This is a genomic window from Lacrimispora sphenoides, from assembly GCF_900105215.1.
GTDB classification, from domain to species: domain Bacteria; phylum Bacillota; class Clostridia; order Lachnospirales; family Lachnospiraceae; genus Lacrimispora; species Lacrimispora sphenoides_A.
In genome coordinates this window covers 2,343,214-2,369,917 of the sequence record NZ_FOIP01000001.1, presented here as the reverse complement: position 1 = coordinate 2,369,917, position 26,704 = coordinate 2,343,214, and the positions used below count along the sequence as shown (strand labels likewise).

Sequence of the window (26,704 nt, the reverse complement as noted above, 5' to 3'; positions counted from 1 at the left end):
ATCACTCCTTATGGCTGAAAAACTGAGGCAGATATTCTTTATGTGCTTCCAGCAGCTCATAAAGAACGGCCTTTGCTTCTTTCTGGGATCCCACCAGGGGATTGATCATTAGTGCCAGCAGGGCCTTCTGTGGGCTTCCGGTTATGGCCGCCCGGCACCCGGCTATTTCAAAAGATTTGATCTGCTGCAAAAGACCGTTGACCGTCCATGGCAGTTCCACACCGTTTACCGGAACCGGTCCATCCTTTGTTATCCTGCAGCTGACTTCCACGATCTCATGATTTCTGAAATTTTTTATGGCACCTCTGTTTACGGTGTTTACCACCTGAATATCTCCCTTGTCATTATAAATGGAATGGATCAGATTACATGCAGAATCACTGTAATAAGCACCGCCCCGCTGGGAAAGCAATTCCGGTTTTTCATCCAATTCAGGGTCCTGATAAAGCTCAAACAGCTTTTTTTCCACCTGTTCCACAAGCTCTGCTCTTGTCTCATGTTTTTCATATTTCTCCAGGGCTTCTTCCAGATATTCTTTTGCCATATAATAATATCTGTGATAGGAGCATGGCAGCACTCCAAGCTCTTTTACAAAATCTTTGTCCCAGCTGACTGCCTTTATATTCTTCACAACGCCGCCTTCCCCCCAATGGCTGACCACGTCTTCCGTTATGTCCTTTCCATCTGCCTCCACTCTGGTCACGTAAACCATATGATTCAGACCGCCCATGGTGACATTCACCTCTTCCATAGGCCTTCCAAGCTGATCTGCCACCGCCTTATGCATTCCGTAAGGGACATTGCACAGCCCGATGAACTTCCGGAAGCCGCAGTAACGGTTCACTCCCTCCATGACCATGCCTACCGGATTTGTAAAGTTGATCAGCCATGCTTCCGGGCACAGTTCCTCCATGTCTTTACAGATATCCAAAATAACCGGTATGGTCCTCATACCTTTGAACAGGCCGCCTGCACCATTGGTTTCCTGGCCCAGGAGCCCGTGCTTTAAGGGAATCCTTTCGTCTTTCACTCTTGCCTGCAGCTGTCCCACCCGCAGCTGGGTTATGACAAAATCAGCTCCGGAAAGAGCCTCTCTCCGTTCCAGGGTTGTATGGATTTTCATTGGAACTCTTGCTTTTTTTACCATACGCTTTGCAAATTCAGCTACAATCTGTAATTTTTTCTCACCCTCTGGGATATCCACCAGCCATAGCTCCTTCACAGGCAGGGTTTTGTACCTTTTTAAAAATCCATCCACCAGCTCCGGTGTGTAACTGGACCCTCCTCCGATTGCCACGATTTTTACACCCTTTTTCATGACTGAACGCCTCCTTCTCCGCTTTGCAGTAATAAATACAGGGCCCCCATTCTCCCTGCCATATTTCCCTGTTCACAGGCCTCAATGGCCGTATATGGTTCCAGGTGGGGATACAGGGTATATACCGCTTCTTTCATATCCCTTATAAATATCTTATTTTCACTGATTCCCCCGCCGATCAGCAGTATTTCAGGATCTACCGTGACAGCAAAGTTGCCGATCACCATTGCACCCTTGTAAAGCCATTCCCGGTATACCCGGTCAATGTCCGGCTGGTCCAGGTGGTTAAATATATACGCTCCATCCACCTCCCAGCCAAGGATCTCCGATACCTTTCTGACCAGAAGAGAGGTTGCTCCTGTTCCTTCTGCCGCCGGCTTTCCATCTGCATCCCGGAGGCCGACTCTGGTAAATCCCACCTCCCCGGATTTAAAGTGGCTGCCCCGGTATAATTCCCGGTTTATGATGATGGCACCACCAATCCCTGTTCCAAAGGTGACCATACAAATATCCCTAAACCCCCTTCCTGCTCCTCGTACCATTTCTCCCAGTGCGGCGCAATTGCTGTCATTTTCAAGTACAACGGGAATTGGATAGTTCCTGTTTATCTCTTCCTTTAAACGATACGCCCTGAAATTAGCCCCAACGCTGAAATCCGTATTTTCTCCTGTTACCGGATGGATAAAACCGCCCATGCAGATTGCAACGCCGCTTATCTGATCCACATAGGTCTTCACGATCCCCATGAACTGCCGGAGAAATTCAGCCGGCAGTTTTTCCGTTGGTGTATTTCCTTCATGAAGAACCCGGTATTCCGTATCCATAAGGCTGTATTTTATGTAAGTACCTCCTATATCAATTGCCAGGTATTGTTTCATATCCGTTCCTTTCCGCTGTCTCCCGTAATATGATCCTGACGGCCCCCTGGGCAGCTTCCCCCCTCATCTTCATGATCTCCAGCTGGGGAAATCTTTTTTTCGCCTTTTCACAAAACAGGCAGTATATCTCATTATTTTTCATTAATACACTTCCGCTTACAACCAGGGAAACCGGAGACTTAAAATGAGTCAGTACGGCTCCCGCCAGCTCCGTCAGTTCTTCCCCGCAATGATCCTGAATCTCCGTGGAAGCCGGATCCTTCTCCCTGATTCCTTCCTCCAGAAGGGGAGCCAGGGCGGCGATCTCTTTTTTGCTTCTCCCTGGCTGATACAGCCAGGTGATAAGATCCTCCACAGAATCCATCTTTAGATAGCGGAATGTTTTTTCCTTCAATACGGTCTGCCCCTGTCTCCCATCCGATGACCTCACCACTGCTTTTAAAATATCCCTTCCAATGGCATAGGCACTTCCGGCATCATCAATGATATGGCCGTAGCCCCCGGCCCGGAACTTAGCTCCGGACTCATTGATCCCATAACAAATCGAACCGGTCCCGGCAATGAGTATGACGCCGGCTGGTTCCTCAAGCGCCCCTGCCAGGGCAGTTTCATGGTCTCCCACCAGCCTGATCACTCCCTGCAGCCCCAGTTCTTTCAAATTCCGGGTCAGCAATTTTGCCGTATCCCGGTTGCTGATTCCGGCGGCTCCAATGCAGATACCCCTGCAGTCACTCATATTCATACCTGACAGTTCCAGTTCACTCTTTAAATCCGTCAACGTATGTTCTGCCGCTTCCCGGGACTGTCCATTGATGTTTAAAGGCCCTAAACGGAAACTTTTCACTGGATCACCATGAAGTCCGGCTACCATTACAGTGGTGGCGGTCCCGCCCCCATCCATTCCTATTACAAACGGTCCATTCAATTGATTACCCCCTTTTTTCCTTCTGTTATCCCTTCACCGCACCCACCGTTACTCCTTCCAGAAAATATTTCTGCAAGGTAAAGAACAGTATAAACATAGGCAATGCCGAAATTGTTGCCCCTGCCATCATTGGTGAAAAATAAGTGGTATTTGCAAAACTGAAGTTTTTAAGCCCAACCTGAATGGTCTGCATCTGTTCATTGTTGCATATCAGAAACGGCCAGAAAAAGGTATTCCAGCTGCCCATAAAGGTCATGATCGCCATAACGGATAAAATTGTTTTTGAAATAGGTATGACTATTTTTATCAGGATCTGAAACTGATTGCAGCCTTCTGTCCTTGCCGCTTCCAGAATAGAAGTGGGTAGGGAAGAAAAGAACTGTTTCGCCATAAATACATTGTAGAAGGTGACCAGAGACGGCACGATCAATGCGGTATAAGTATCTGTCAGCTTCAGCACATTGGCTACCAATATGTACAACGGAACCTGCGTGACCTGATAGGGTACCATCATCGCAAACAACAGAAGGAAAAATAATACCTTACTTCCCGGAAACCTTACTTTTGCAAATGCATACCCAGCCATTCCGGCAAAGACCACATTGCTTAATGTGACGACGCCCGCAACAATCATAGAATTTACGATCCAGCGGAACGAGCTTTTGCTAAATCCAAAAAAGAATTTATAGGAATCCAATGTTACATATTTAGGAAACAGAGTATAACTGGCTGCCCCAATCTCATTTGGCGGTCCAAAGGATGAGATAACCATGTAATAAATTGGAAACAGAGTCAGGACGGCCAAGAAGAGCAGGATGGCTGCCATTGCCCCGTTTCTTAACACTGATTTACATCTTTGATCGTCCCCATATTGCCTGAACAAACCCATACCAGCCCTCCTTCCTAGTACTCAACATCTGCAGCCATTACCTTAAACTGTAAGACTGCAAAGACCGCAATGATTCCTGCCAATAATAATGCCTGTGCACATGCTTCCCCATAGTTAAAATATTTGAAAGCATTGTTAAATATTAGCAGTCCTACCATAGTAGTGGCATGATCCGGTCCGCCCCCTGTCATTAAATACGACGTCTGAAATGCCTGGAACGCATTGATCACTCCGGTGATGGTCAGAAAAACAGTGGTCGGTTTGACCATAGGCCATACTACGTATTTGATCCTCTGCAAAAAGGTTGCTCCGTCAATATTGGCAACCTCATAATAAGTGGGATCAATCCCAAGCAATGCAGCTACATAAATAATGACAGTAGAACCAAGGCCTGAGAATATTGTCATGATAATCAGTGACAGCATAGCCGTCTGAGAGCTGCCCAGCCAGTTCTGATTCTGGATCCCAAATGCCCGGATCACCGAATTTAACAGGCCGCTTGGCAGAGGATCGAATATCCATTTCCATACAAAGGAGAGAGCTACTCCCGATGCAATCCCGGGCAGATAAAATACTGCTTTAAAAAATGACTGGCTTCTTTTCTTAAAGGGAACCAGCAGAATGGAGATGATAAATGCCACCAGGATGGAGATGGGCACCGTTACGGCCGTATACACGGCAGTGTTCCAGATGGATTTAAAGAATAGTCCGTTTTTCAATGTGTTACTGTAATTAGCAAATCCCACAAACTCTGTTTTTAGGGGCTTATAGGATTGAAAGCTTACAATTGCCGCCTGGACTACCGGATATAATGTGAAGATAATAAATGATACAATGGGCACGAATACGAAAACATACCCCCATTTGGCATCATTGTTTAACCGCTTTCTTTTCTTTGCTGTCTGCATACTCCTTCCCCTCTCCCTTCATTCTAAAAAGCATAATGATCCCCCAGATAAGAAATGGGCATTGGCACCTGTTACGATTACCAATGCCCGTAAATCATGAAAACCTATGGATCTCATTTCCCATTAATCCATGACACAGCCTTCCTCACCAAACGCCTCCACTGCAGCCTTTTTAATGGCCTCGTGCATCTCCTCCGGGGTAATTTCTCCTGCTAATAACCCCTGGAATTTTGGTAGAATAACCTCATCCTCAATTTTTATAGCCTTTGCCCCTAAATCAGCCGGGATGTCAGGTCTGGCTTCCGCCACCTGGGAGGCAAAGTTTTTAACTGCTTTTGTATTATTCTCATTTTTCCCTTCCATCGGAGGAAGGGAAGCAAATGCTTCTTCTCCGGATTTGCATATGGGGCTGATATAAAGCTCCTGACAGGTTTCTGCCGCTCTTTTACCGCTTGCCAGGAAATAGGCAGCCTTCGCCACGTTCTTTAAATGATCCGGGCTTGGTTCATCCTTGCCGCGGAAGCACACATATCCATCTACTGCTCCCTGGGCCTGCTGCTTATTTCCTTGGAACGTAGGAACCGGCAATACGATGTATTCCACTTCCTGGCTTCCTTCTACTGCACTTCCGTCATTAGCAGCCAGCTTTTTATTATTATCGGCAGCTAACTTTTCAAAAACCGAAAGTCCCTTTCCGGTGATCATGGTCTGCCCGGTCAGGAACATGTTCCATCGTTTTCCCGCATCCACGGAACTTAATTCTTTCGGCATGGAGCCATCGTCGATTAAGGCTCTGATGTCTTTTAAAAATGGAACCATATGACTGCTCGTATATGTATATTTCAAATCTTTGTCAAAGGCGGCAGGCATACCTGCATTTTTTACAAAGATTGAAAAATAATCCTTTGCCGCTACGCCTGAACAGGCAAAAACAAAGCCGTACCGGGAATAGCTGTCTCCGTTCTTTACAACACCCTTTTTGATAGCTTCCCGGAATTCTTCATAGGTCCAGCCATTTTTCTGTACTCCCTGCCAGTCGATCCCTGCTTCCTCCAGCATGGCCTTATTACCGCCGATTGCCTGTATCTCCACATAGGCGGGGAATCCATAAAGCCCGTCACCATTTTTAAAATAGTTGATAATATCTGCGTTATAATCTTCTATCATTTCCTTATCCGCATATTGGGAAATGTCTACCAGCATTTCCGTGTCCAGATATTTCGTGACTCCGTTAGAGCCGATGAAGGCAATATCAGGCGGAGAGCCTGCATTTACCTGAACATCCAGTTTTTCCGTAATGTCTTCCCAGCTTGCCGTTGTGATCTGCAGCTCCAAATCAGGATTGGCTTCGTTAAATTCCTTTGCATATTCCATCAGTTTATCCTGATAGGATGCAGAAACAGGCGGAAGCAATGCCTTAACAATGTCTTTTCCATTGCTTTGCTGCACCGCAGTGCCCTTTGCGGTAGTTCCGCAGCCCGCCAGTGTACTGGCAATCATGGCTGCTGCCAACAGTACGGATAGTTTTCTTTTTTTCATGTTTTCTCCTCCATTATTTTTTATATCTGCTCTATGGCGTGACGCACGTATTTATGTGCCTTTGCCAACTTCTCCCTCGCCTTTATGGGAATGCGATCCCTGTCCAAATGCCTACCATTTCCTCATAGCTGTTTCCATTATATATTTATGAATTCTTTTTGTCAAAGAATTCCAATTATTACGAAATATTATTTCACACATTGAAATAATATTCCAAATTTCACCATCATTTTCGACATTTTCTCTTATATTTTTCTACAATAATCCATTCTATTTACGCATTTTTATCATTGTTTTATTAAAGAACATCTTTTTTCTTCACCTTCCATAGTTCGTAAAAAGAAGCAGGTCAGATAGTCTGTAAAAATAAGACATTTCTGACCTGCAAAAGCTATGAATTCTGTGGTCAAGCTTTGTATTACCTGATTTGTACTACTCCTTCCACTGCCCACTCTCCATTAGCGTTGACAGCGTAACCATCTGGGGTGATGGTACTCTTAAGCATTGCGCCATATTTGTATTGCTTTGCCTGATTAATCGGATTGAAGTAGAAACATTTTCCGTTAATCCATCTCCAGCCCGTAACCATAGCGCCATATGAGCCATCATGGTTTTCGCTCAAGTAGTACCAGCTGCCATCTCCGTCCAAATACCAGCCTGAAATCATATACCCTTCTGCATCAAAGCGATACCATGACATCTGACCATTATAGGAACACTGATACCATTCATTTTTCGCATATGTTCCATCATTCTTAAGAGCCTGCCAGCCTCTGGCATTCTGTTTCCATATGGCCATGCCATAATCTTTATCTCTGTCTGAGTCACTGGAACGGTCAGGCTTTTCGGGATTCTCTGGGCCTTCTGGATTTTCTGGCCCTCCTGGATTTTCTGGTCCTTCCGGATTTTCTGGCCCTTCTGGGTTTCCCGGTTCCTCTGCTAGTTTTACGTCATCTCTGTCACGAATACGTATACGAGACACAGAATCCTCAGAGTCACCTATGACAGTTCTGGACGAAAGTCCTACTGCCGACATATATGCACCGATTTTTAAATCCTTTATCACCTTATCCTTCGTAATATATCCGTCGATGAATATTCTTGCGGGTTTACCTGACTGATCCTGCAGCATAATCGTTTCTACCAGATTATTCGGCGCATCAATGGAAATAACCTTGCCGCTTACCATGACTAAACTGCCCAGGTTTTTGCCCTCATAAGCATCTTTCGTAGTTTCCTTAACAGGCTCTGGAAGTTCCTTTATATTCGTATCAATTACCATAACCTTCTCTACTGCCAGCTGTCTCTCTCCTTGATACGAAGAAGTTTTACCAAATACCCTGATGGTCTGGCCCGCTCTTATATCTCCGGATACAGGGAAAAGATTAATTCCGCCAGTATGATCCTGAACATAGATACTATCGAAGAAAGCAGTATTTTTATCATAACCAGAGGCGTTGGATGTAGCTATTCCTTCGATAATATACCGCTCGCCCTCACCGGCCGCCTGTACTTCTTTAATAGGTGTAATCTCCAATTGATTCGCCTTATCTAACAAATTTGCCATAATCTGGTAGTTGCTGTAATCATTGGTGGCTGCACTGTCAAATGTCAGCTGGAAATTACTCATAGTCGAACATCCTGATAAATATAGTGTAGATGATTCGCCATCGCTGAAATAAAGCTCCTGAGTAGCTGCCAATACAAAACGTCCATCCAATTTAGCCAATGCGTCTCCTGATAATCCTACACCATCATGATCCACGCTTTTCGTATCTGCCGGAGCGTATACGAGAGGTGCTGCTCCTGGCGGAAGCATGGCTCTGTCACGGACTGGATTTCCACTTTCATCTATAGCATAAATATCCGCATTGCCATATGTGCTGAATTTAAGACCTGCCTCCACTCCAGCCATATATGGGTTCAGCAAATTATAATCGGTGCTAAGGATACCAATCACTCTGCCGTCATTAAAGCCAGCGCTCTGTAACTCATCATCTGCAAAACGGAATGCACTTCCAAGAGCTTCCAGTATCTTATTCTGCTGAGCTGACATATGATCCTCTGCCTTGGACACATCACCTTTGAAACCATCATATGCCTCATAGGTATCGCTCCAGGCACAGACCATAATCGTCTTGCCGCCCTTTTTAGCAAAGGCTCTGATAGCATCTAATTCTTCCTCTGTGTAGTTCTTATAATCCTCCCGCAGCTTCGTACCATCGCGTCTGGAAGGCGCATTTAATAAAATTCCAATATATTTGTCGTTCTTTAAAGCGGCTACCAGTTCCTCGCTCGTGTTAAGCGTGACCATCCTGATATTGTAATCTCCTGCTAAGGCAGTGAAATTACCCATATTGTCCTTATAGGTTCCATTCACATATTCATTATAATGACTGGCATCTATCCCAAAATATTTCATCTTCGAACTGTCACGTACATCGATTTCCAAAGTAAAGCTGAATGTCTTGCGATCGCCTTCCAGCTCCATTTGTACAATGACTTCTATTTCATTTACTCCTGACTTATCAAGGATAAACTCTTTGTTAACTTTGTAAGTTCCCAATGACTTTAAAGTAACGTTCAGATCTTTACTCTCAAGCACCTTATCACCAGTTTTAAATGTCAGCTTGGTAAGTGTGGCATCTGATTCTTCATTGTTGAAAGCTGTGACTGTAAACTTCATCGGTTCGCCTGTCACTGGTACGTCTGTATCACAAGTAAAGGAAGATATGCCTGCTTTAGCAGCTGAACCATACCACACAGGAGCCGTTACGGCAATATTTTTATCCGCCTGAGTAACACGTATGTAATAATATCCTTTCTTTGCAGGTAGCTCAAAGTTGAACTCTCCGCTATTTCCAGTGCCTTCCTTTTTTCCTGCTATTGCGCCGCCATTTGTAATTACTTCTACACTTTTAATGACATCTGACGGGTCTGGGTCATCTACGCTTACAGAAATATTCAGCGTTTTTACGTCATCTGACACATCCAGGATACTTCCCATAAGCTCATCATTCAAAGTATACATGATATTTAAGTTCTTATCTTCTGTCGCGTATACATGCATATCTTTCAGCGCACTTAAAATCCCTGTCTCCGATAAATCATCTGTGATGACGACTGTCCTGGCCGTATTCGCATTGCCCCAACGCCCTTTATGATTATCCTGGTTATTGGAAGGCGCTAAATGCCAGCCCTTATCCAGTGCTTTCGTATATTCATTGTAACTTGGGAAATATCCGCCTGAACCGATGGAGCCTTCGCCATTGCCTACTTCTACCAAGACCATTTTGGCATCTCTTGCCGGTGTATAGTATGCAAAATCAGAAAATGTACCAAACGTCTTGCCCGGGTGGTTGAACTGTGAAAGATTCGCCAACGGGTCTGAATCAGCAGTCAGAATGTCATAGTACGCCTTTAAACCTGCATCATTTTTCTTGTCATTAAGCGTGGTATTGTTGCGGCTTACAAGTCCTGCTGAGCCAAATGTATTGATGTGACCGGGACCGCCGGACCAGGTCATCTCAAAACCGGATAACGCCTTTCTGGTACTGGTTTCATTAAACGATCTCGTCTGCTCCCTGTATTCCTCCCATATGGCCCTGCTCCCAGGTGTCATAAGAGACGGGTCATTGAGCGCCTCTTTCGGATTAGGTGCATCTTTTGTATCAAAATAGTTGGAATGATCTGTAAAGGATACAAATTGTACATTGTCTTCTTCCGGTATATTAGCAAGATAATTAAGACCATCTTTAACAGATCCGGAACCATCCGAATAGTTCGTATGCCCATGAAGCTGTCCGAAATATGCGGTGAAGGCAGACTTGCCGATCGTAAACTTCCAAGTCTCAGTAAAAGACACTTTATCTTCCCGAACAACCGTCACCTGCGCATTATAAGTACTGTCTTCCAGCACATTGGGCGTAAAAGCATATGTTGCACCGTCAGCAGCTGTCTCTTTGAGATTCATAGACTGGTTTGTATAAATAGCAGTGCCGTCTGTCTTACTGAGAGTGAGACTTACCGAAGGGTTAGTTCCGCTATTCGCCAGCTTGATAGAAATCTCAGGCGCTTTCACGTCTCCTGTCGCCTTATTTCTCTCAGGAGTAACCGCCAGTACCTGCGGTTTGTCATTGATAGCGATCGTAAGGATCCCACTTTCTGTTTCAAGACCGGTTTTATCTTTCGCTTTGAATTTTATGTATAAGGCCTGTTGCCCTTTCGCAAAATTTTCTGCCGGAATAACAGCTTCATAATTGTTCGTATCCTGATTAAATGTCATGGAAATTGACTTGTCTTGCATCGCCTCTGAGGGCCCGAAAAGAACCTCCACACTTGCCACGCCCACATTGTCCCTGACCTGGACGGATATTGGATACTCCTGATCCGGTCTTGCATCAATATAGGTACCTAAGGTAATAACTGGTGGTTTGGTGTCATTTTTCACATAATAAACAGGAAAACCATTTTTCTCTTCTGTGCCGGTGTATAGCTGAATCGTCTGATTATATCTGCCTATCATAGCAGTCAGATCTACTGTCTCTCCTTCTTCGACGCCTTCCGGATATGGAGCTGCCTGATAAATATTAATCGTACCTGTTGCATCAGTTACAGGCGTACTGCCTGATGTATTAAGCTTGCCCAGTTTGACATCCTCTATCAGAACAACTCTGTTAATAAGTCCGCTTTTCTCTATATCAGCAGTACCAGCCATGGCTTTTATCTGACTGATGGTATACGTTACAGGCGGTATCGTCGCCTCATCCTGCTTAACAGCGACTTTTGCTTTATCTTTCGTGGATGTTATCTGAGGCATACCATAGCGGATCTGGTAATCTCCCGTGATTTCCAGGATATCTCCTATCCTGGCATCATCCGGCGCTGCTCCATAGATATAAATGCTGTACTGGCTGCCATCGATCTCGGACTGGAGCACCGGATTTCCATATGTAGTAGCCAGATATGACAGTTCCCCTGTAACAGTCACATCTTTTGTGTTCTGTCCCAATGCCAGCACATCTTTAATCGTCATCACTTTGCCGGCTTCACGGATCGTATAGGAAAACTCAGCTATTTCACTATCTTCCAGCCCTTCCTTAACTGCGCGAACATAGTATGTAACCGGTTCATCAATCGTCAGCTTGTCAGAGTTTGAATATTTTATCCATTCATCGGCATCAATAGACTCCGTATTGTACTCGATTACAGCATCTGATGTTGCCGTAGAGAATGTGAGCTGCGTTCCTTTCAGTACCTGTCCGGCAGCCGGTGTTGCAATAGGTGTCTTGCATTTTGTCTCTCCCGGCAAAGTCCCGCCACCTTCCTCATAGGAACTATTGTGCGGCTCAGGCTTTCCAATCTTGAAATCAACTTTATTATTGTCGGTATCCACAGCCGGGTCCTTGCGGATAGCGGCGGTAGAATTTGACATTGCAGCGGTTGGTTCGGTCTCATACTCTTTCGCTGCGCCAATTCCTACTAAATCAACGAGATTCTCATCGCTTTTATCTGTTAACTTCACGGTGTCTTTGGACAATGCCGCTGCCCCATCTGTTCCAGACATTGCGATAACACCTATAGCATCAGGTTCTGGAAGTTCTGGTGCATCTTTATTCGTCCCGTCTGCTTCCTTTATCAGGTAATAGCCCCCAGCTTCGATGGTCCCTGAAAGTTTCGTTAACTGACCGTCGCCTACAGGATTATAGGAGCTGAACGTGTTTTTAGCCAACCACTGTATCGACCACCCATCCAGGCTCACATCTTCATCTGTAGGATTGTACAACTCAATAAAATCACTCTTCCATATACAGTTATTATTGCCACCGCCACCGTATACCTGACTGATCACTACGTGGTCTGCCAGACTGATGTCACTAAGTGCGGACTTATCTTCTACAGGTTCCAAAGCACTGGCTTCCTCTTTTACAGCACCCGTATCTCCCTTATCCTCCGTATCTCCCTTATCGCCTGTATCTCCCTTATCGCCTGTATCTCCCTTATCGCCTGTATCTCCCTTATCGCCTGTATCTTCTTCCGGCTTTTCTGGAATGTCTGCATCCGTGTCCTTGTCCGCCTCACTGGGGCTGGCTTTATCCCCTCCCCCACTGGAACGTTCTACCCCATACCCGTTTGTCAGGTTCGAATCTGTCTTCATCGCAAAACCAGGCACGACTAACAGATTCATACACATGGCAACTGACAGAAACAAACTTAACAGCTTCCTTAAGTTCATAACTTTTCTTCTCCTTCCATTTTTAATGGTATCACCTAATTAACCTTATTATAATGAATTATAAAAAAGTACCAATTTTGTATATGCTTTTAATACAAAATATGTGAATATCGTCACTACTTTTTTCTGTGTTTTTTATTCTTTTCTTTAAGCGCTATGACCGGCTTGTCCACCCCATTCTTCCTGCTGCAAATAAACGCGCTTAGGAATGCCACTAATGGCACAGTCATTACAATACCTATGGAACCCGAGATACCCTGTATAATCTCCAACGCCATCATGTCACTGTTAATAATCTGCAAATATGGATAATCAAAGATTCGAAACAGTATCAACATATTAAGTGCCGAACCAGCAAAAGCTAATATCAGCGTGTTTGCCATAGTCCCCATGGCATCCCTGCCTATATTAATACCCGACTGAATCAGTTTTTGTCTGTTCAGCTCTGGATTCAGCTGATGCATCTCAAATACTGCTGACGTAATAGTCAAAGCCACATCCATAACTGCGCCAAGTGCAGCTATGAGTATGGCACTGATCAATAATCCGCTTATATTCAGACTTGTCCCATCTGCACGAAGAATTAATTCTTCCGCCTCCGACATATTAAAACCGTTTATCGGCGTAGCAACTGCCGTAAGAGCTGCTGCGGCCCCGGCCATCGCTACACCGCCTACGCACCCAATGGTTGCACATAAAGTTTTCATGGATAAACCATTTAACAGTACCAATGAAACAGCTGTAGTAACAGCTGCTATGACAACAGATGAAAATATAGGATTAATGCCATGCCTTATCATGGGTATGAGCAAAAACCAGATATCTACAATAGCAAATGCAAGCCCCAGTATGGCGGCTATTCCTTTCTTTCCCCCGAATACAGCTAAAAACAGCACGAATATCACCGTCAATCCAAGCAATGCCGGACCCCTGTTATAATTGGGTATGGATGCGATATAGGAAAGCCCATTGGCATCTATATCCATCCTGGCGATTATTTTCGTACCTACTTTTAAGTCCACATTGTTGTATGCATTCATATAATTAACTGCCGGCAATGTCTTACCTCTGTCCTCACCGCTGTCTATCTGCACATAGACTTCCTGTACTCCTATACGCAGCCCTTCTGTCCAGTCTTCTGCCTTTGCCTCGTCTCTGATGATTTCAGTCACATGTGCCCTGGCAAACCTTATCTGGCTTGCCGCCGTTGGTACTTCCCCTGGCAGTGGTTGATTGATCCATATGAGAATTGCTATAAATACCATGCAGAAGAGGAATGAGGCCAATAGTTTCATGCAGAATGTTTTCTGATTTTTCATTTTAAGTACACCTTTCTGCGAAAGGCATCAATGTGGTTATGACCCCTGCGCCCTTCGTCCTGTTTATTATGTATGTTTATTAAGTTGCATTGTCGACACACTTCAGAGCCCTTATAGGCGGTAACATGTACAAAATTTTTCGCTAATAATGCTCTGGAAGCGCTTAACATGTAAAAGCTGAAAATATAGCGTTCTGTATAATTCTATTCCGATCTTAACAACTTAAGTACACCTTATGAATAAAAATGAAAGGTTTAAATCTCATTTTTAACAGACCCTGTAAAAACATTAGACTTTTAGTCACACCTGTATAGCAGACAGCTGATGAAAAGATTGCAAAAAAACAGGCCAGAACGTCTGTAAATATAAGACATTTCTGACCTGTAAAGGCAGTTAATTATGAAGCTGTTATAGCAGTGCTTTTAACAGCAGATATTCTGTATATTAAAGGACCATACACCACAGTGGAATGGTCACCAGGGATAACAGGGTAGTCACAACCACGCATTTTGTGGCAAAAATATAATCCCCCTCATATTTGGACGCCAATATGGCAGTAGTGCTTCCGGAGGGCATTCCGGTCAAAAGGACGGATACTCCGGACAAAAGGGGTTTTACATGGAAGGCCCGGCAGCATAAGTAAACCAGAATAGGGAGCAGAAACAGGCGGATGAAGGCATACCTTACAATCCCCCAGTCTAATATGCTTCCCGGCTCTACCTCCGCCAGTATGGCGCCGATTAAGACCATAGATACGGTGGTGGTACAGCCTCCTACGCTCCTGATGGTATTTTGCAGGAATGGGGGCAGAGACAGCTGGGTGATCATGAGAACCAGACCAATATAGACCGCTATGATACAGGGATGAGTCAAAACCTTTTTCACAACGGTCTTCCGGTCCGGGCTTTCCGTAAAATACGAAACCCCGGCAGACCACATAACGATCCTTTGAGGGATCAGAAATATGGAAGCATACATGAGCCCTTCTGCCCCATAAACGCCTTCTGCGATGGGATTTCCCATAAAGCCCGCATTGGAACAGACCGTACCATACTGAAGCACTTTTTTACGGCTTTCCGGTTCCCTGTTATAGAAAACCTTTGCAAACATAAGGCACCCAATCTGGATCAGACCGGCAATGGTAAGAATTATAGCAAAGCCCTTTAAGATATCCAGATTAAACTCAATAAAAAATGAATTGATGATGTTGCAGGGAAGGATCAGATAGATCACGAGGTCCGTGAGAATGGACTTTGCCCCCTCGGGCAGAATCCCTTTCTTTCTCAGCACAACGCCTGCTGCTACCAGGAGAAACAGCATCCCCTGGAGATTTAAAAGACGATTATAATCCATGTTTAGCTCTCTTCTTTGGATTTCATATATTCATCCATGGCCAAAGCCACGACCTTTGAGTAGGCAACTGCTTCCACCACAGTCCTTGCTCCCAGCACCACATCTCCGGAAGCGAATATGCCCGGAATGGTTGTCTGGCCTTTTTCATCTGTCATCAATAATCCGTTCTGGCTGGCCAGTAAGCCCTTGGTGGTATTCACCAACTTGCTTTTCGGCCCCTGGCTGATGGAGATGATGGTAGAATCCGCCAAAACCTGTTCCCGTTCCTCATCAATACCAATCTGGTTTCCTTCCATATCATAACGGACATTCTCAAACACCGGACCTTCATCCGTAATCTCAACGATCTGTTTCCCAAACTGAAAAGCCGCTCCGTCAAGCTTTGCATAGGCTGTTTCGTGATCGCTGGCATTGCTGGATAAGCCTCTGGCATAAAGAGTCACCTTCCTGGCTCCATGACGGATCACGGTCCTTGCCACATCCATGGCTGAGTTTCCCATGCCAATGATGGCAACCGTCTCTCCCAGGTCATAGGCGTCGGGGTTTGCCAGATAATCGATGGCATAATGGACATTTCCCAGGGATTCCCCTTTCACTCCCAGAGTTTTCGGCCTCCAGACTCCGGTTCCGATAAATATGCTCTGATAGCCGTCACGGATCAGATCCTTGATTTCAAGGGCGGTTCCGATGGCGGTATTCGGGCGGATCTTCACTCCAATTTCCAGAAGCTTCTTTTTGTAGCGTTCTAAAATGGTCTTTGGAAGGCGGAAGTCCGGTATCCCATACTGGAGAACCCCTCCCACCTTATCCTTGGCATCAAAGATCGTCACGCTGTAGCCTTCCTTGGTCAAGAGAAAAGCAATAGTGATCCCTGCCGGACCAGCGCCAATCACCGCCACCTTTTTCCCGTTTTTCGGCTTACACTCCACCTTTATCTTGTCAAAGATGGTATCAGAAATATAATTTTCTATGCTGCTGATATGCACCGGCTGTCCCTTTCTTCCCAGAATGCAGTGGCCCTCGCACTGTTTTTCATGATTGCACACAAGAGAACAAACCAGGGACATGGGATTGTTTTCAAACACCTTTTCTCCTGCTTTGTTTAGACCTCCATCCTTAAATGCTTCGATCATCTGGGGAATGGGGGTATGGATGGGACAACCCTGCATGCACAGGGGTTTCTTACAGTTTAAACATCTGTTTGCTTCATCAATTACATGAACTGCCATAATTCATCTTCCTCTCTTTTTCTATCGCGTACCCTTTGGTGAGACAAAGGTACATGAAACTTCCTTTACCTATGGATTTTATCAATCGTCAACCGGATATTCACAATCCGTGCTCCTGCTTATGAGGTCAAATTTCAAGTTGCATATTGTATACAGTTTTTATTATTTTTCACATCATAACATACTCAAAATAATAAAATCAATAGGTAGCATTTATGTACAGAAAAAAATAAATTTTGACAAAAATATATCGAATTATGGGCGGTTCATTCCTATGAATCAAAAAAAGAATCCGGCAGATAAGGGCGAATGAACATGTCCAAACACCGCTATCCCGGATTCTCTGTTTTGAAAATTATTTTCCTTCGTAAGTAATTATGGATTCCACATCATAACCTGCAAGCTTTTCTCTGCCATTTAATCCTGCTAGTTCCATGATAAAGCAGATTTTCACCACTTCGCCCCCAAGCTCTTCAATCAGCTTTATGATGGCTCCAATGGTACCGCCTGTAGCGATCAGATCATCTATGATGACCACCTTTTGCCCCGGCTTAATAGAATCCTTATGGATCTCAATGGTCGCCGTGCCATATTCCAGCTCGTAATCAGCAGACAGGACTTCCCTTGGAAGCTTTCCCTTCTTTCTCACCGGAATAAAGCTCTTATGCTCTGCATAGGCTACCGGAACGCCAAAGATGAAGCCCCTTGACTCAGGTCCCACTACTGAATCATATTCCACCCCTTTTAACATCTCCCGTATGCCATCCACTGCCAGAGAAAGCCCGTCTGGGTCCTCCAGAATGGTAGTCACATCCCGGAAAATGATTCCTTCCTCTGGAAAATCCGGAATGCTTGTGACATAATCTTCTAATCTTTTCATTATCATACCTCGTATTATTATAGTTTGTACCCAGGTTTAGGGGGGCCCCCCTATCCTCTTGGATGGGCACCCGTATAGGCACGGCGCAGATCTTCTCCCTGAGTATAGTTCATATACATCTGGGTGGTAGCCATATCGGAATGGCCAAGCATAGCTTGTACCGCATGAATATCCGCTCCGTTGCGGAGCAAATGCGCCGCAAACGAGTGGCGCAGGGTGTGAGGCGTAATGTCCGCCTTGATCCCTGCCTTATCCCCATAGAATTTTATAATCTTCCAAAATCCCTGACGGCTCATGGATTTCCCGTTGCAGTTGGTAAAAAGCCACTCGGATTCCTGATCCCTCAATAAATATCCCCTGCCACGCTCCATATAGGCGGAAAGGGCCAGCTTGGCCACTTTTCCAAAAGGAACCATGCGCTCCTTATGTTCATCCCGGCAGGTTATATAACCAATGGATAAGTTTATGTCGGCCTTTTTTAGATGAATCAGCTCCGATACCCGGATTCCGGTTGCATAAAGCAGTTCCAGCATGGCCCGGTCCCGAAGCTCTTTGGGAGACTCGCCGTCTGGCTGGCTTAACAGGCTGTTCACCTCATCTACCGTTAATATGGTAGGCGCCTTTTTTTCCACCTTTGGCGCTTTTAACAGCTCTGCCGGATCCTTTCGGATTCTCCCTTCCTTGCATTCAAAATGAAAAAATGCCTTCATGGAGGCCATACAGCGTGAAATGGTAGTGGTAGCCTTTCCCTCTTTCTCCAGGTGCAGAATATAGGAAGTAAGACTGGTCTTTGTCACCTTGTCCACTGACCTGATTCCCTGCCGCTCTAAAAAAGAGGCCAGCTGCATCAAATCCCTCTGATAAGATACCTCTGTATTTTTTGATGTTTTTTTTATCTCTCTCAAATAAATGATAAAATGATTAATATCTGCTACCATCTCCATATCCCCTGACCTTTCGGCTTCAAAAATGCCTTAAAATAAGGCTTCTTCCTAACATTATATAGACTATTTTCGATAAAATCAAACACATTTTTCCCACTATCAAGACATTTTAGGGCTACTTTACATAACATGTACTAGATATTGGTAATGCATGACTTTTTTTCGCAAGATATGGGGAATTGGATCAAATATTTTTTTTCAATTCTTTCTCTTTAAAGAACCATTTTTAAGAAAAATGGGTTGATCCAGGCCTCGCAGGCGCTCCCAAGGGCGGCCAGAAAGAAAAGCAGCAAAAAAGCCGGAATCCGAAACCGCCGTCCATTTTGCAAGCCCCACAAAAGAAGGATGCTCCAAAGGAGTAGGTAACAAATCCCCTGGGGCATGACTGACATAAGGAACACAGGAAGCCCCATAAGCCCCTTTTGAACTGTTATGATGGAGAGGACAAATCCCATGGAAAAACCGATTCCTGCTGTCAGCAGGCAATACATTGGAACTGCATAAGCAGTCAGGCCGATAAGCCAGGCAATCCATAACTCAATCCCCCGCTGCCTTAACACCTGATAAAAAAGCTGGATCCGCTCCCCTTTGTCTAGATTTACATTTCTGTTCAAAAGGCTCATATAATATACTGCTTTCTCCATTAATGACGGGTAACAGAAATTTGCCATAACCGTTCCGGCAATAAGCCCGGCAAAAAAGCAAAGGAGATAGCGGTCCTCTGCCCTTAGGTTTCGTTCCAGTGAAACGTGCATTCCCCCTGGTCCCGGTCTTCTTCTCAATTGGTATCTAAGCGTACGAAATAAACTGGCCATTAAAAATCCCCCTTTAGCAGGTTGAAAGACATCTTTTTTTCAACCTTATGCCTGCAAGGGGACATTTATTCTTGTAAAGGCAGTAAGCCAGGGTCGGGCTATTTTAACCTTACCGGGACTGCCGTTTTTCGGTCTTTTTTCTACTTCACGCCGTACTTTCTCGCATATGCAAGGATTGCCGCAATGGTCTTCCCATCGGTAATCTCTCCCTGGTAAATCTTCTGCTCTAAGTCAGCTACCTCCCATTCCTCCACCTCAATGTATTCGTCTTCATCCAGGTTCTGCTTCGAAGGCTCTAATTCCCTTGCAACAAAAATATCGATGGCTTCATCACAGAAAGCTACCGTAGTGTTGACGCTGATTAAATACTCCAGCTTTTCCTTATCCGTCTTATAGCCGGTCTCTTCCTCCAACTCCCTGTGGGCACAGTCAAGCTTTGGTTCATCGGGGCTGTCAAGGGCTCCGGCCGGGATCTCCAGGGTATAGCGGTCTAAGGCATTACGGTACTGGCGCACCATGAGAAGCTTCCCGCTTTTCGTTACAGGGACCACAGCCGCTGCTCCGTTATGATGGATGAAATCCCAGTGAGCCAGATGGCCGTTGGCATCCACTGTGTCCTCATATATTTTTAAAATATTTCCCTCATACTTTAATTCTCTGTCAAGTCGTTTTACAGGCTTTTGTTCCATTGTCTTACCTCCATGTCCGGTATTATGAACCTGCGGTTCATAATCCTCATTTAACATTTGTGCTGACGAGCGAACTCATCTTCGCTCTCTTTTCGCTAATTCATAGTTTCTCGCACTTTTTAAAACAGGCATCCGCTGCTTTTATAACCGCATTGCGGAATCCGAATTCTTCCAGGGCCGATACTCCCTCAATGGTGGTACCTCCCGGCGAACACACCTTATCTTTTAAGGCTCCCGGATGTTCCCCTGTCTCCAGGACCATCCTGGCACTGCCAAGGACTGTCTGGGCAGCCATCTCATAGGCAGCATCCCTTGGAAGGCCATACTTTACCGCGCCGTCTGCCAGTGCCTCGATAAACATATAAACATAAGCAGGGGAGCTTCCGCTGGCACAGACCACCGCGTTCATAAGCCGCTCTTCTACAATCCGCATCCTTCCCAGCGAACGGAAGATATCTCCGATAGTCTCCTTCTCCTCCTGTGAAAAATCCTTCTCATCGTAGCAGACACCTGTCATTCCTTCCCCAAGAAGAGCAGGGGTATTTGGCATGGCACGGACCACCCGTATCTTTTCTCCCAGCTTCTCTTTTAGCTGGGTTGTTGTAATGCCGGGTGCAATGGAAATGATCACATGGTCCTCTGTCACTTCCTCACGGATATCAGACAGCACCGGGTCAAAATACTGGGGCTTTACAGCCAGTACCACGTATTTCGACTGGTCCGTACACTGGGCATTGCTTTCCCCATAGGCCACTCCCATCTCTGAACTGATCTGCGCACACCGTTCTTTATTCACATCGGTAAAAATGATCTCTTCCTTTTCGTATGTCTTTAATAATCCCTTTAAGATTGCAAAACCCATATTTCCAATTCCGATGATTCCTATTTTCGCCATAATCTCTTCCTCCTGCTCTTGCTTGGACATCTGCAATAAATTATTGCATCATTCTAGCACTATTTTTCCAAATGTCAATCTTTGGAATTCTCTTGATTGACTGAAATGATTCGAACCCCCGTCTTCCGAAGGACTGCCTTTTCCTGCTCCTTAAATACATGATCTGTTATGATTCCCGTATAATCAGCCAGGCAGTTGATCCGGTTCATTCCCTGCCGGTTGAATTTGGAATCATCCACTGCCAGAAAAGCCTGCTGGCACTGCTTTACAAGCTGACGTTTTAAAAATGCTTTATCTGTGGTAGGCGTCAGAACATAGTACTCTCCGCTTATGGCGGCTGCCCCGAAAAATCCCGTATCAAACCGGAAATCCTCTATCATCTGGGTGGTGTAATAGCCCAAGGTACTACCTGTGGACTTTTGGACATAACCACCGCACAGGATCAGCTCTGCCTTGCTGTTTTTCATAAGAAGGGCAATCTCTAAGTCGTTGGTAATGACCGTCATATTTTCCTTATCCATGATCCGCTTTGCGATCTCATAGGTGGTGGTTCCGGCGTCCAGATATACGGTAGTCCCTTCCCTGATGAATTCCTCGCATTTTTCTGCGATCTGCACCTTCTGTCCATGATTCTTCACGCTTTTATCCGCATAGGCCACCTCGGTCTTGCTTACTGCTCCTCCGTGGCAGCGTTCGATCAGCCCCTCCTTCTGGAGCTTTTCCAAATCCCTGCGAATGGTCATAGGGCTGACGTCAAGCTCTTTTGCCAGCTCTTCAACCTGGACGCTGCCATCTTCCTGTATCATGTTCAGAATCTTAATCTGCCTTTCCGCCATCATCATGAACTGTTCCTCCTGTCATGGAGCCTGTACCTGTTTCAGCATAAAAATCCCTGCCACCGGAAGCTCCGGCGGCAGGGCATTTGCTTTCGCACAAATTCCCTTATGTATATCATAAATGATTACAGGAAAATACTCAATATTAAAACTTCAACAAATCCAACGGCCCAGGCTATAGTGGAAGTGATGGAATAGGTGAGAATCTGGTCCTTTACTTCTCCAACTCCCAGGGTCCGGTTTACCACCCAGAAATAGCTGTCATTAAAGTAACTGAAGAACAGGGAGCCCACACAGCACGCCATGGCTCCCAAAATGGGATTCACTCCCGCAGCAAGGATGATGGGGGCTGATATGCTGGCCGCTGTTGTCATGGCAACCGTGCCGGAACCTTGAATAAAGCGCATGGCTGTTGCAATCAGGAACGGAAGGATGACGATGGGAACCGCCGTACCTGCCAGTGCTTCCGCCATATAGGTACCAAGTCCGCTGTCCTTAATGATCTGTCCTAATGCACCGCCTCCTCCGGTCACCAGCATGATGATTCCCGCAGATGCCATCCCCTTTTCCATTTCCTTGATCGCCTCTTCTCTGGTAAGGCTTCTTCCCAGGGTAAAGATCGCCAGCACAAGCCCGATTCCCACCGCTACGATAGGGCTACCCAAAAACTGAAATACCATCATGAATCCGGAAGTTTTTCCCAAAGCGCTGGAAACCGTGCTAATCAGGATCAGGATGATGGGAAGGAACAGAGGCGCAAAGGATTCCAGGGTGGAAGGAAGCGTTTCAGAACCAATGGAAAAATCCTGGGAATAATCCGGCTCCTGATAGGGGAGGCGTATAAAGCCTTCTTTATCATCAGGAATCTGGTAAAGTTTTTTTCCGACCCATCTTGCATAAGCCGTACAGGCCACGGTCATGGGAATGGCGATGACAAGGCCATAAAGAATAAACTTTCCTACGTCCACGCCAAAGATTCCGCATACGCCCAAAGGCCCGGGAGTGGGCGGCACAAGGCTATGGGTGATCACAAGCCCTGCTGCCAGAGCCGCCCCCAGGGAAATCACCGATTTTTTCGTTACCCTTGAAATAGCCTTTGCAATGGGTGCCAGGATCACAAATCCGGAGTCACAGAAAATAGGGATGGAGACCAGAAATCCCGTAAGGGCAAGAGCTTCCTCTTCTCTCTTTTTACCAAAGAGCTTTAAAAACGTCTGAGCCATCCGCTTGGCTGCCCCGGTCCGTTCAAATATCTGCCCCATCATCACCCCAAAGCCTATGATAATTCCTATACTCCCTAGTGTTCCCCCAAATCCGGTTGTTATAGAATTAACAATGCCAAAGGTCTTCCCATTTTCCAAGGTGATATTTACAAGAGGCATGCCCCCTGCCACACCAATGATGAGCGATGCCAGGATCAGAGCCAAAAATGCGTGGATCTTTGTTTTCAATACCAAAAATATCAGAATCACAATGCCGATTAAAAGAGCAATCATCATTCTTTCGCCGCTAAGTCCTCCTACCATAAAGAAACCCTCCTCTTAAATTTTTACTGCCCCCGTTACGCCTTTTTAAAGCGGGGGGAATACTTTGCTGCCAGCAAAATAGCTTCGACCATGCTGACAGCGCCTGCCTTTCCGGTTCCTGCGATGTCAAAAGCCGTGCCATGGTCTACCGAGGTCCGCAGGATGGGCATCCCGTTGGTAATAGCAATGGTCCTGTCAAAATCCAGGGTTTTTGTTGCGATATGTCCCTGGTCATGATACAGAGAAAGCACGCTGTTAAACCGCCCCTGAGCTGCCTGATGGAACACGGAATCTGCCCCGATCGGGCCTGCCACCGGATACCCTTCTTTCTGTAATTCCAATACGGCCGGGATGATCTCCCTCACCTCTTCGTCACCGAACAGACCGTGTTCCCCGCAGTGAGGATTCAGCCCTGCAACCGCCATAGTCCCCTCCTCTACCCCCAGCCGCTTTAATGCCTCAAGGCAGCGCTTCACATAATCCTTGATCCGCTCCCTGGTCACCATATCCAGCATGTTTCTTAAGGACACATGTCTGGTTAGGAAGAAGACCCTCAGACCGTTGGTCTCAAACATGGTAAGCGGATCTTCTGTCTCCGTCAGGGCGCTGAATATCTCTGTATGACCGATAAATGGAATGCCTGCCGCCCTTAAGGCTTCCTTGTTGATGGGAGTGGTTGCCACCGCATCCGCCCTTCCTTCGTTTGCCAGCCTGATGCTTTCCTCAATGTATTCATAGGCTGCCCTGCCGCACATTCCGCTGACCTCCCCGAATGCAAACTGATCCATATCCACGTTATCCAGGTCAATGAGGTTTAATATTCCTTTTTCAAAGTTCCCCTCCTCCGGCCCCTTTACCGTCTTGATCCTTAAATCCGCCCCTGTGATCCTGATGGCTTGCTCCATGATCTTTTTATCCCCTACTGCTATGCAGCCGGCCGCCTCAGTGACCCTTGGCTCTGCAAGCGCCTTTGCCACGATCTCCGGGCCAATGCCCGCCGGATCTCCTATGGGTATTATGATTAGTGGTTTACTCATATTTATTTCCTCCAGTTCTTAGTTTACATATGGTTATTTATAGTTTACATAAATAGTTTCTCTTTTAAATAAGTGATGCACCGGTTGGCAGCATCCGGCTCTCCGACCATCCCTCCCTTTGTTATAATGGACACCCCTTCGAAATCCCCCTTTAAAAACTTCCCGTAGGCGGCAAGGAGGAGAACCTCATCAAGGAGGCATAAGCCAGCGGTATTAAACTTCCGGCAGATGGCCACCGTAATATCTCCGCCGCTGCTGTAGATCCCTTGAAAGCTGTTGTTATATGTAAACACACGGCAGGTGATTTCCGCAAAGGAATCGCAGATCAGCCTGGTCATCTCATCCACTCCCCCTGGATAGCCGGGTTCGTACCGTTTAAAATCCACCCTGTTTTCCGGATAGATCCCATCCCCTGTAACAGTAAGGATTTCATAAGACTCACTGGCAGCTAATACCTCCTTTACTGTCCGTTTGATTTCCTCCTCCCGGCTTTCTTCACTTTCCAGGAACCTGGCAGCAGAAACAAAAATGTTATGGGCAGTCCGCTGAGTCAGCCAAAGCTCTTCCATCTGTTTTCTTGTCACAGGATTTACGCTCCCCACTACGGCCAATATCTTGTTTTCTTTCCCCCTGTCCGGCGGGACAATCCGCTTTCTTGCAACGGTGGAGGTAAAAACGCCTGGATCCACTGCAGCAAATTTGATCCCGCTTGTAATGGCCGCATCAGCGATCAGGTCTAAATCCTCCTGGGTCACACAGTCCATAACGATGATCCTGCACCCAGCCTTTGCAAGCCCCCTGATCCGATCCGCCAGTGCATGCTTTCCTTCCATCATACCGTTCATCTGGATGCTTCCTACTTTATATCTGCTTTGGCTTTCAAAAACTTCCTTCACATCCGATGTGAATACAGGAGTCTTAGGGTCCAGGGCAGCCTCCGTTTTGTGAAGGGGAAGACCCTTTACCATCATGTACCCTCCGATCACGATTCTTCCTGAAGCCGGAAAGCACGGGGCACAGATGGCAGTATAGTCCGGTCCCAGAGCATCTAAAAAAGCATCCGTCTCCCTCCCGATATTTCCTCTGAGAGTGCTGTCAATGCGCTTTGCATAAACCTTGACCTCTTCATTCTTCAAAAGGTTGGTCACGTTAAATACCCGGTTATAAGCGGTCTCGCTGCTTGCCGCTCTGCTGTCTGTTGGATACATGATACAATCGCACTGATCGAACAGGGACAGATTCAACCGTTCCGAATTCATTACGGTGTAGGTCCTGTAATTCATCTTCTTAAGCAGAACCCCTGTGGCATTCGCTCCTGTCAGATCATCTGCTACCACAATACATTGAGGCATAGTTCCTCTCCCTTCTCTGCACCAGTTCCGGCATGGGAACTCATTGGTGTCGAAACTGGTTTTTGTTCGTTTATGTTCATTGTTAATGTTCGTTTATGTTCTAAATCTTACATTGTCTGTTTAATATTGTCAATATACTTTTTATATTTTTACTTTTAATTATATCATTCGGATATCCGCAATCCACTCCGCTGCCTGATGAGGTTAAGTACAAAGACAGCTTATTGGTAGCCCCCATATCTTTGTATTTTGTTAAATAGCTCCCATGTTACAGTTTACAAAGTGATATAGAAATAAGCCCTGAGGTATGGTATAATTTTCCCATTAACAGGAAAGCGGGAAACGCAGCTAAATCATATAATCCAACAGAGTGGTAAACCAAAATTTAAAAGGAGATTGCAGGTGGAAATAAGAATTGAACTGGCATATGACCGGCCTCAGGAAGTTATCCATTTGTTCACTGAATATACGGATACTATTATTACGAAAGATACCGAAGTAGCAAAATGCCTTAATTCCCAGCACTATGACGATGAAGTGAAAGAATTGGGTGTTAAGTATGGTTTGCCCAATGGCCGGCTCTATCTTGCATATTTAAGCAGTGATATTGTTGGATGTGTAGCTTTAAGACAGCTTGATGTTCGTTTTTGTGAAATGAAACGATTATATGTCAGACCTGGATATCGGGGAAAACATATAGGAAACGCTCTGATTGAGCAAGTGATTGCAGATGCCAGGCAGATTGGATATAAGCATATGCGTTTAGACACTTTCCCTTTTATGGATCACGCCATACAGATGTATTACCGGTATGGATTTTATAAAATTCACCGATACAACGATAATCCTGCTACTACGGCAGTTTTCATGCAGCTGGATTTGTAAATGAAGCTAATATCTCCATGCGAAACCCATGCACCACTTTAGCATGCTAAAATGAATAGACCAGTTTATCATGGCTGATATTTATCCTCATAAAAAAAATTAATTTTCCTATTGACATTTTATTTTTAATCTCATATACTGTAACAAATCAAAGTGATAAACTATTGAGCAGGAGTAAGTAAGATCTTAACATCATGCACAGAGAGCTTCCGGTTGGTGGGAGGAAGCGTTGATGTCTGGTCTGAATGGACC

General features: G+C 45.5%; 20 protein-coding genes and 1 other annotated feature (1 of these 21 cut by a window edge). Of the genes, 1 reads left to right on the top strand and 19 read right to left on the bottom strand.

Features of this window, described 5'->3' with window-relative positions:
* Position 1: 1 nt before the first annotated feature.
* The 19 genes from BMW45_RS10750 to BMW45_RS10660 form a co-directional block, all read right to left on the bottom strand.
* The gene (locus BMW45_RS10750) at positions 2-1,318 is read right to left on the bottom strand and encodes a 6-phospho-beta-glucosidase (protein ID WP_092243230.1); all 1,317 of its coding nucleotides are present in this window, start codon (positions 1,316-1,318) and stop codon (positions 2-4) included.
* Positions 1,315-2,196: an ROK family protein gene (locus BMW45_RS10745; protein WP_092243227.1), complete on the bottom strand. Its 882-nt coding sequence runs from the start codon at positions 2,194-2,196 to the stop codon at positions 1,315-1,317. The genes BMW45_RS10750 and BMW45_RS10745 overlap by 4 nt, the downstream gene beginning before the upstream one ends.
* A complete protein-coding gene (locus BMW45_RS10740) occupies positions 2,174-3,121 on the bottom strand; it encodes a BadF/BadG/BcrA/BcrD ATPase family protein (protein WP_092243224.1) in 948 nt (315 codons plus the stop codon). Before BMW45_RS10740 ends, BMW45_RS10745 begins: the two co-directional genes overlap by 23 nt.
* Positions 3,122-3,146: 25 nt before the next feature.
* Positions 3,147-4,010: a carbohydrate ABC transporter permease gene (locus BMW45_RS10735; protein ID WP_092243221.1), complete on the bottom strand. Its 864-nt coding sequence runs from the start codon at positions 4,008-4,010 to the stop codon at positions 3,147-3,149.
* A 14-nt stretch (positions 4,011-4,024) separates the two neighbouring features.
* Positions 4,025-4,918 (bottom strand): carbohydrate ABC transporter permease, encoded by an 894-nt coding sequence (locus BMW45_RS10730; protein WP_092243218.1) that lies wholly within the window; start codon positions 4,916-4,918, stop codon positions 4,025-4,027.
* 123 nt (positions 4,919-5,041) lie between these two features.
* Entirely contained in the window at positions 5,042-6,457 is a 1,416-nt protein-coding gene (locus tag BMW45_RS10725) for an ABC transporter substrate-binding protein (protein ID WP_092243215.1), read from the bottom strand.
* A 418-nt stretch (positions 6,458-6,875) separates the two neighbouring features.
* Positions 6,876-12,692, bottom strand: coding sequence for a CehA/McbA family metallohydrolase (locus BMW45_RS10720; protein ID WP_092243212.1), 5,817 nt, complete (start codon positions 12,690-12,692; stop codon positions 6,876-6,878).
* A gap of 116 nt (positions 12,693-12,808) precedes the next feature.
* Complete coding sequence (locus BMW45_RS10715; protein ID WP_092243209.1) at positions 12,809-14,011, bottom strand: YibE/F family protein; 1,203 nt, start codon at positions 14,009-14,011, stop codon at positions 12,809-12,811.
* Between the two features lie 444 nt (positions 14,012-14,455).
* Positions 14,456-15,364, bottom strand: a complete 909-nt coding sequence (locus tag BMW45_RS10710) for an AEC family transporter (protein ID WP_092243206.1) — start codon at positions 15,362-15,364, stop codon at positions 14,456-14,458.
* Positions 15,365-15,366: 2 nt separating this feature from the next.
* On the bottom strand, positions 15,367-16,593 hold the full coding sequence (locus tag BMW45_RS10705; protein WP_092243203.1) for an NAD(P)-dependent oxidoreductase: 1,227 nt from the start codon (positions 16,591-16,593) through the stop codon (positions 15,367-15,369).
* Positions 16,594-16,948: 355 nt separating this feature from the next.
* Positions 16,949-17,473, bottom strand: coding sequence for an adenine phosphoribosyltransferase (locus BMW45_RS10700; protein WP_025229860.1), 525 nt, complete (start codon positions 17,471-17,473; stop codon positions 16,949-16,951).
* Positions 17,474-17,523: 50 nt separating this feature from the next.
* The gene (gene xerA / locus BMW45_RS10695) at positions 17,524-18,411 is read right to left on the bottom strand and encodes a site-specific tyrosine recombinase/integron integrase (protein WP_025229861.1); all 888 of its coding nucleotides are present in this window, start codon (positions 18,409-18,411) and stop codon (positions 17,524-17,526) included.
* 218 nt (positions 18,412-18,629) lie between these two features.
* The gene (locus BMW45_RS10690) at positions 18,630-19,232 is read right to left on the bottom strand and encodes a stage II sporulation protein M (protein ID WP_092243200.1); all 603 of its coding nucleotides are present in this window, start codon (positions 19,230-19,232) and stop codon (positions 18,630-18,632) included.
* Between the two features lie 140 nt (positions 19,233-19,372).
* Positions 19,373-19,921, bottom strand: a complete 549-nt coding sequence (locus tag BMW45_RS10685) for an NUDIX hydrolase (RefSeq protein WP_092246358.1) — start codon at positions 19,919-19,921, stop codon at positions 19,373-19,375.
* Positions 19,922-20,021: 100 nt separating this feature from the next.
* Positions 20,022-20,816, bottom strand: a complete 795-nt coding sequence (gene proC / locus BMW45_RS10680) for a pyrroline-5-carboxylate reductase (RefSeq protein WP_092243197.1) — start codon at positions 20,814-20,816, stop codon at positions 20,022-20,024.
* Positions 20,817-20,890: 74 nt separating this feature from the next.
* Positions 20,891-21,658 carry a DeoR/GlpR family DNA-binding transcription regulator gene (locus tag BMW45_RS10675; protein ID WP_092243195.1) on the bottom strand — a complete coding sequence of 256 codons (768 nt, stop codon included), beginning with the start codon at positions 21,656-21,658 and terminating at the stop codon, positions 20,891-20,893.
* Positions 21,659-21,777: 119 nt separating this feature from the next.
* On the bottom strand, positions 21,778-23,178 hold the full coding sequence (locus BMW45_RS10670; protein ID WP_092243193.1) for a GntP family permease: 1,401 nt from the start codon (positions 23,176-23,178) through the stop codon (positions 21,778-21,780).
* Positions 23,179-23,213: 35 nt separating this feature from the next.
* Positions 23,214-24,215, bottom strand: coding sequence for a 4-hydroxythreonine-4-phosphate dehydrogenase PdxA (gene pdxA / locus BMW45_RS10665; RefSeq protein ID WP_092243190.1), 1,002 nt, complete (start codon positions 24,213-24,215; stop codon positions 23,214-23,216).
* A gap of 44 nt (positions 24,216-24,259) precedes the next feature.
* A complete protein-coding gene (locus BMW45_RS10660) occupies positions 24,260-25,567 on the bottom strand; it encodes a four-carbon acid sugar kinase family protein (protein WP_092243187.1) in 1,308 nt (435 codons plus the stop codon).
* Between the two features lie 402 nt (positions 25,568-25,969).
* Between BMW45_RS10660 and BMW45_RS10655 the strand changes: the two genes are divergently transcribed.
* Positions 25,970-26,452 (top strand): GNAT family N-acetyltransferase, encoded by a 483-nt coding sequence (locus BMW45_RS10655; RefSeq protein ID WP_092243184.1) that lies wholly within the window; start codon positions 25,970-25,972, stop codon positions 26,450-26,452.
* A gap of 155 nt (positions 26,453-26,607) precedes the next feature.
* Positions 26,608-26,704, top strand: a binding site (T-box leader) (it continues 167 nt past the right edge of the window).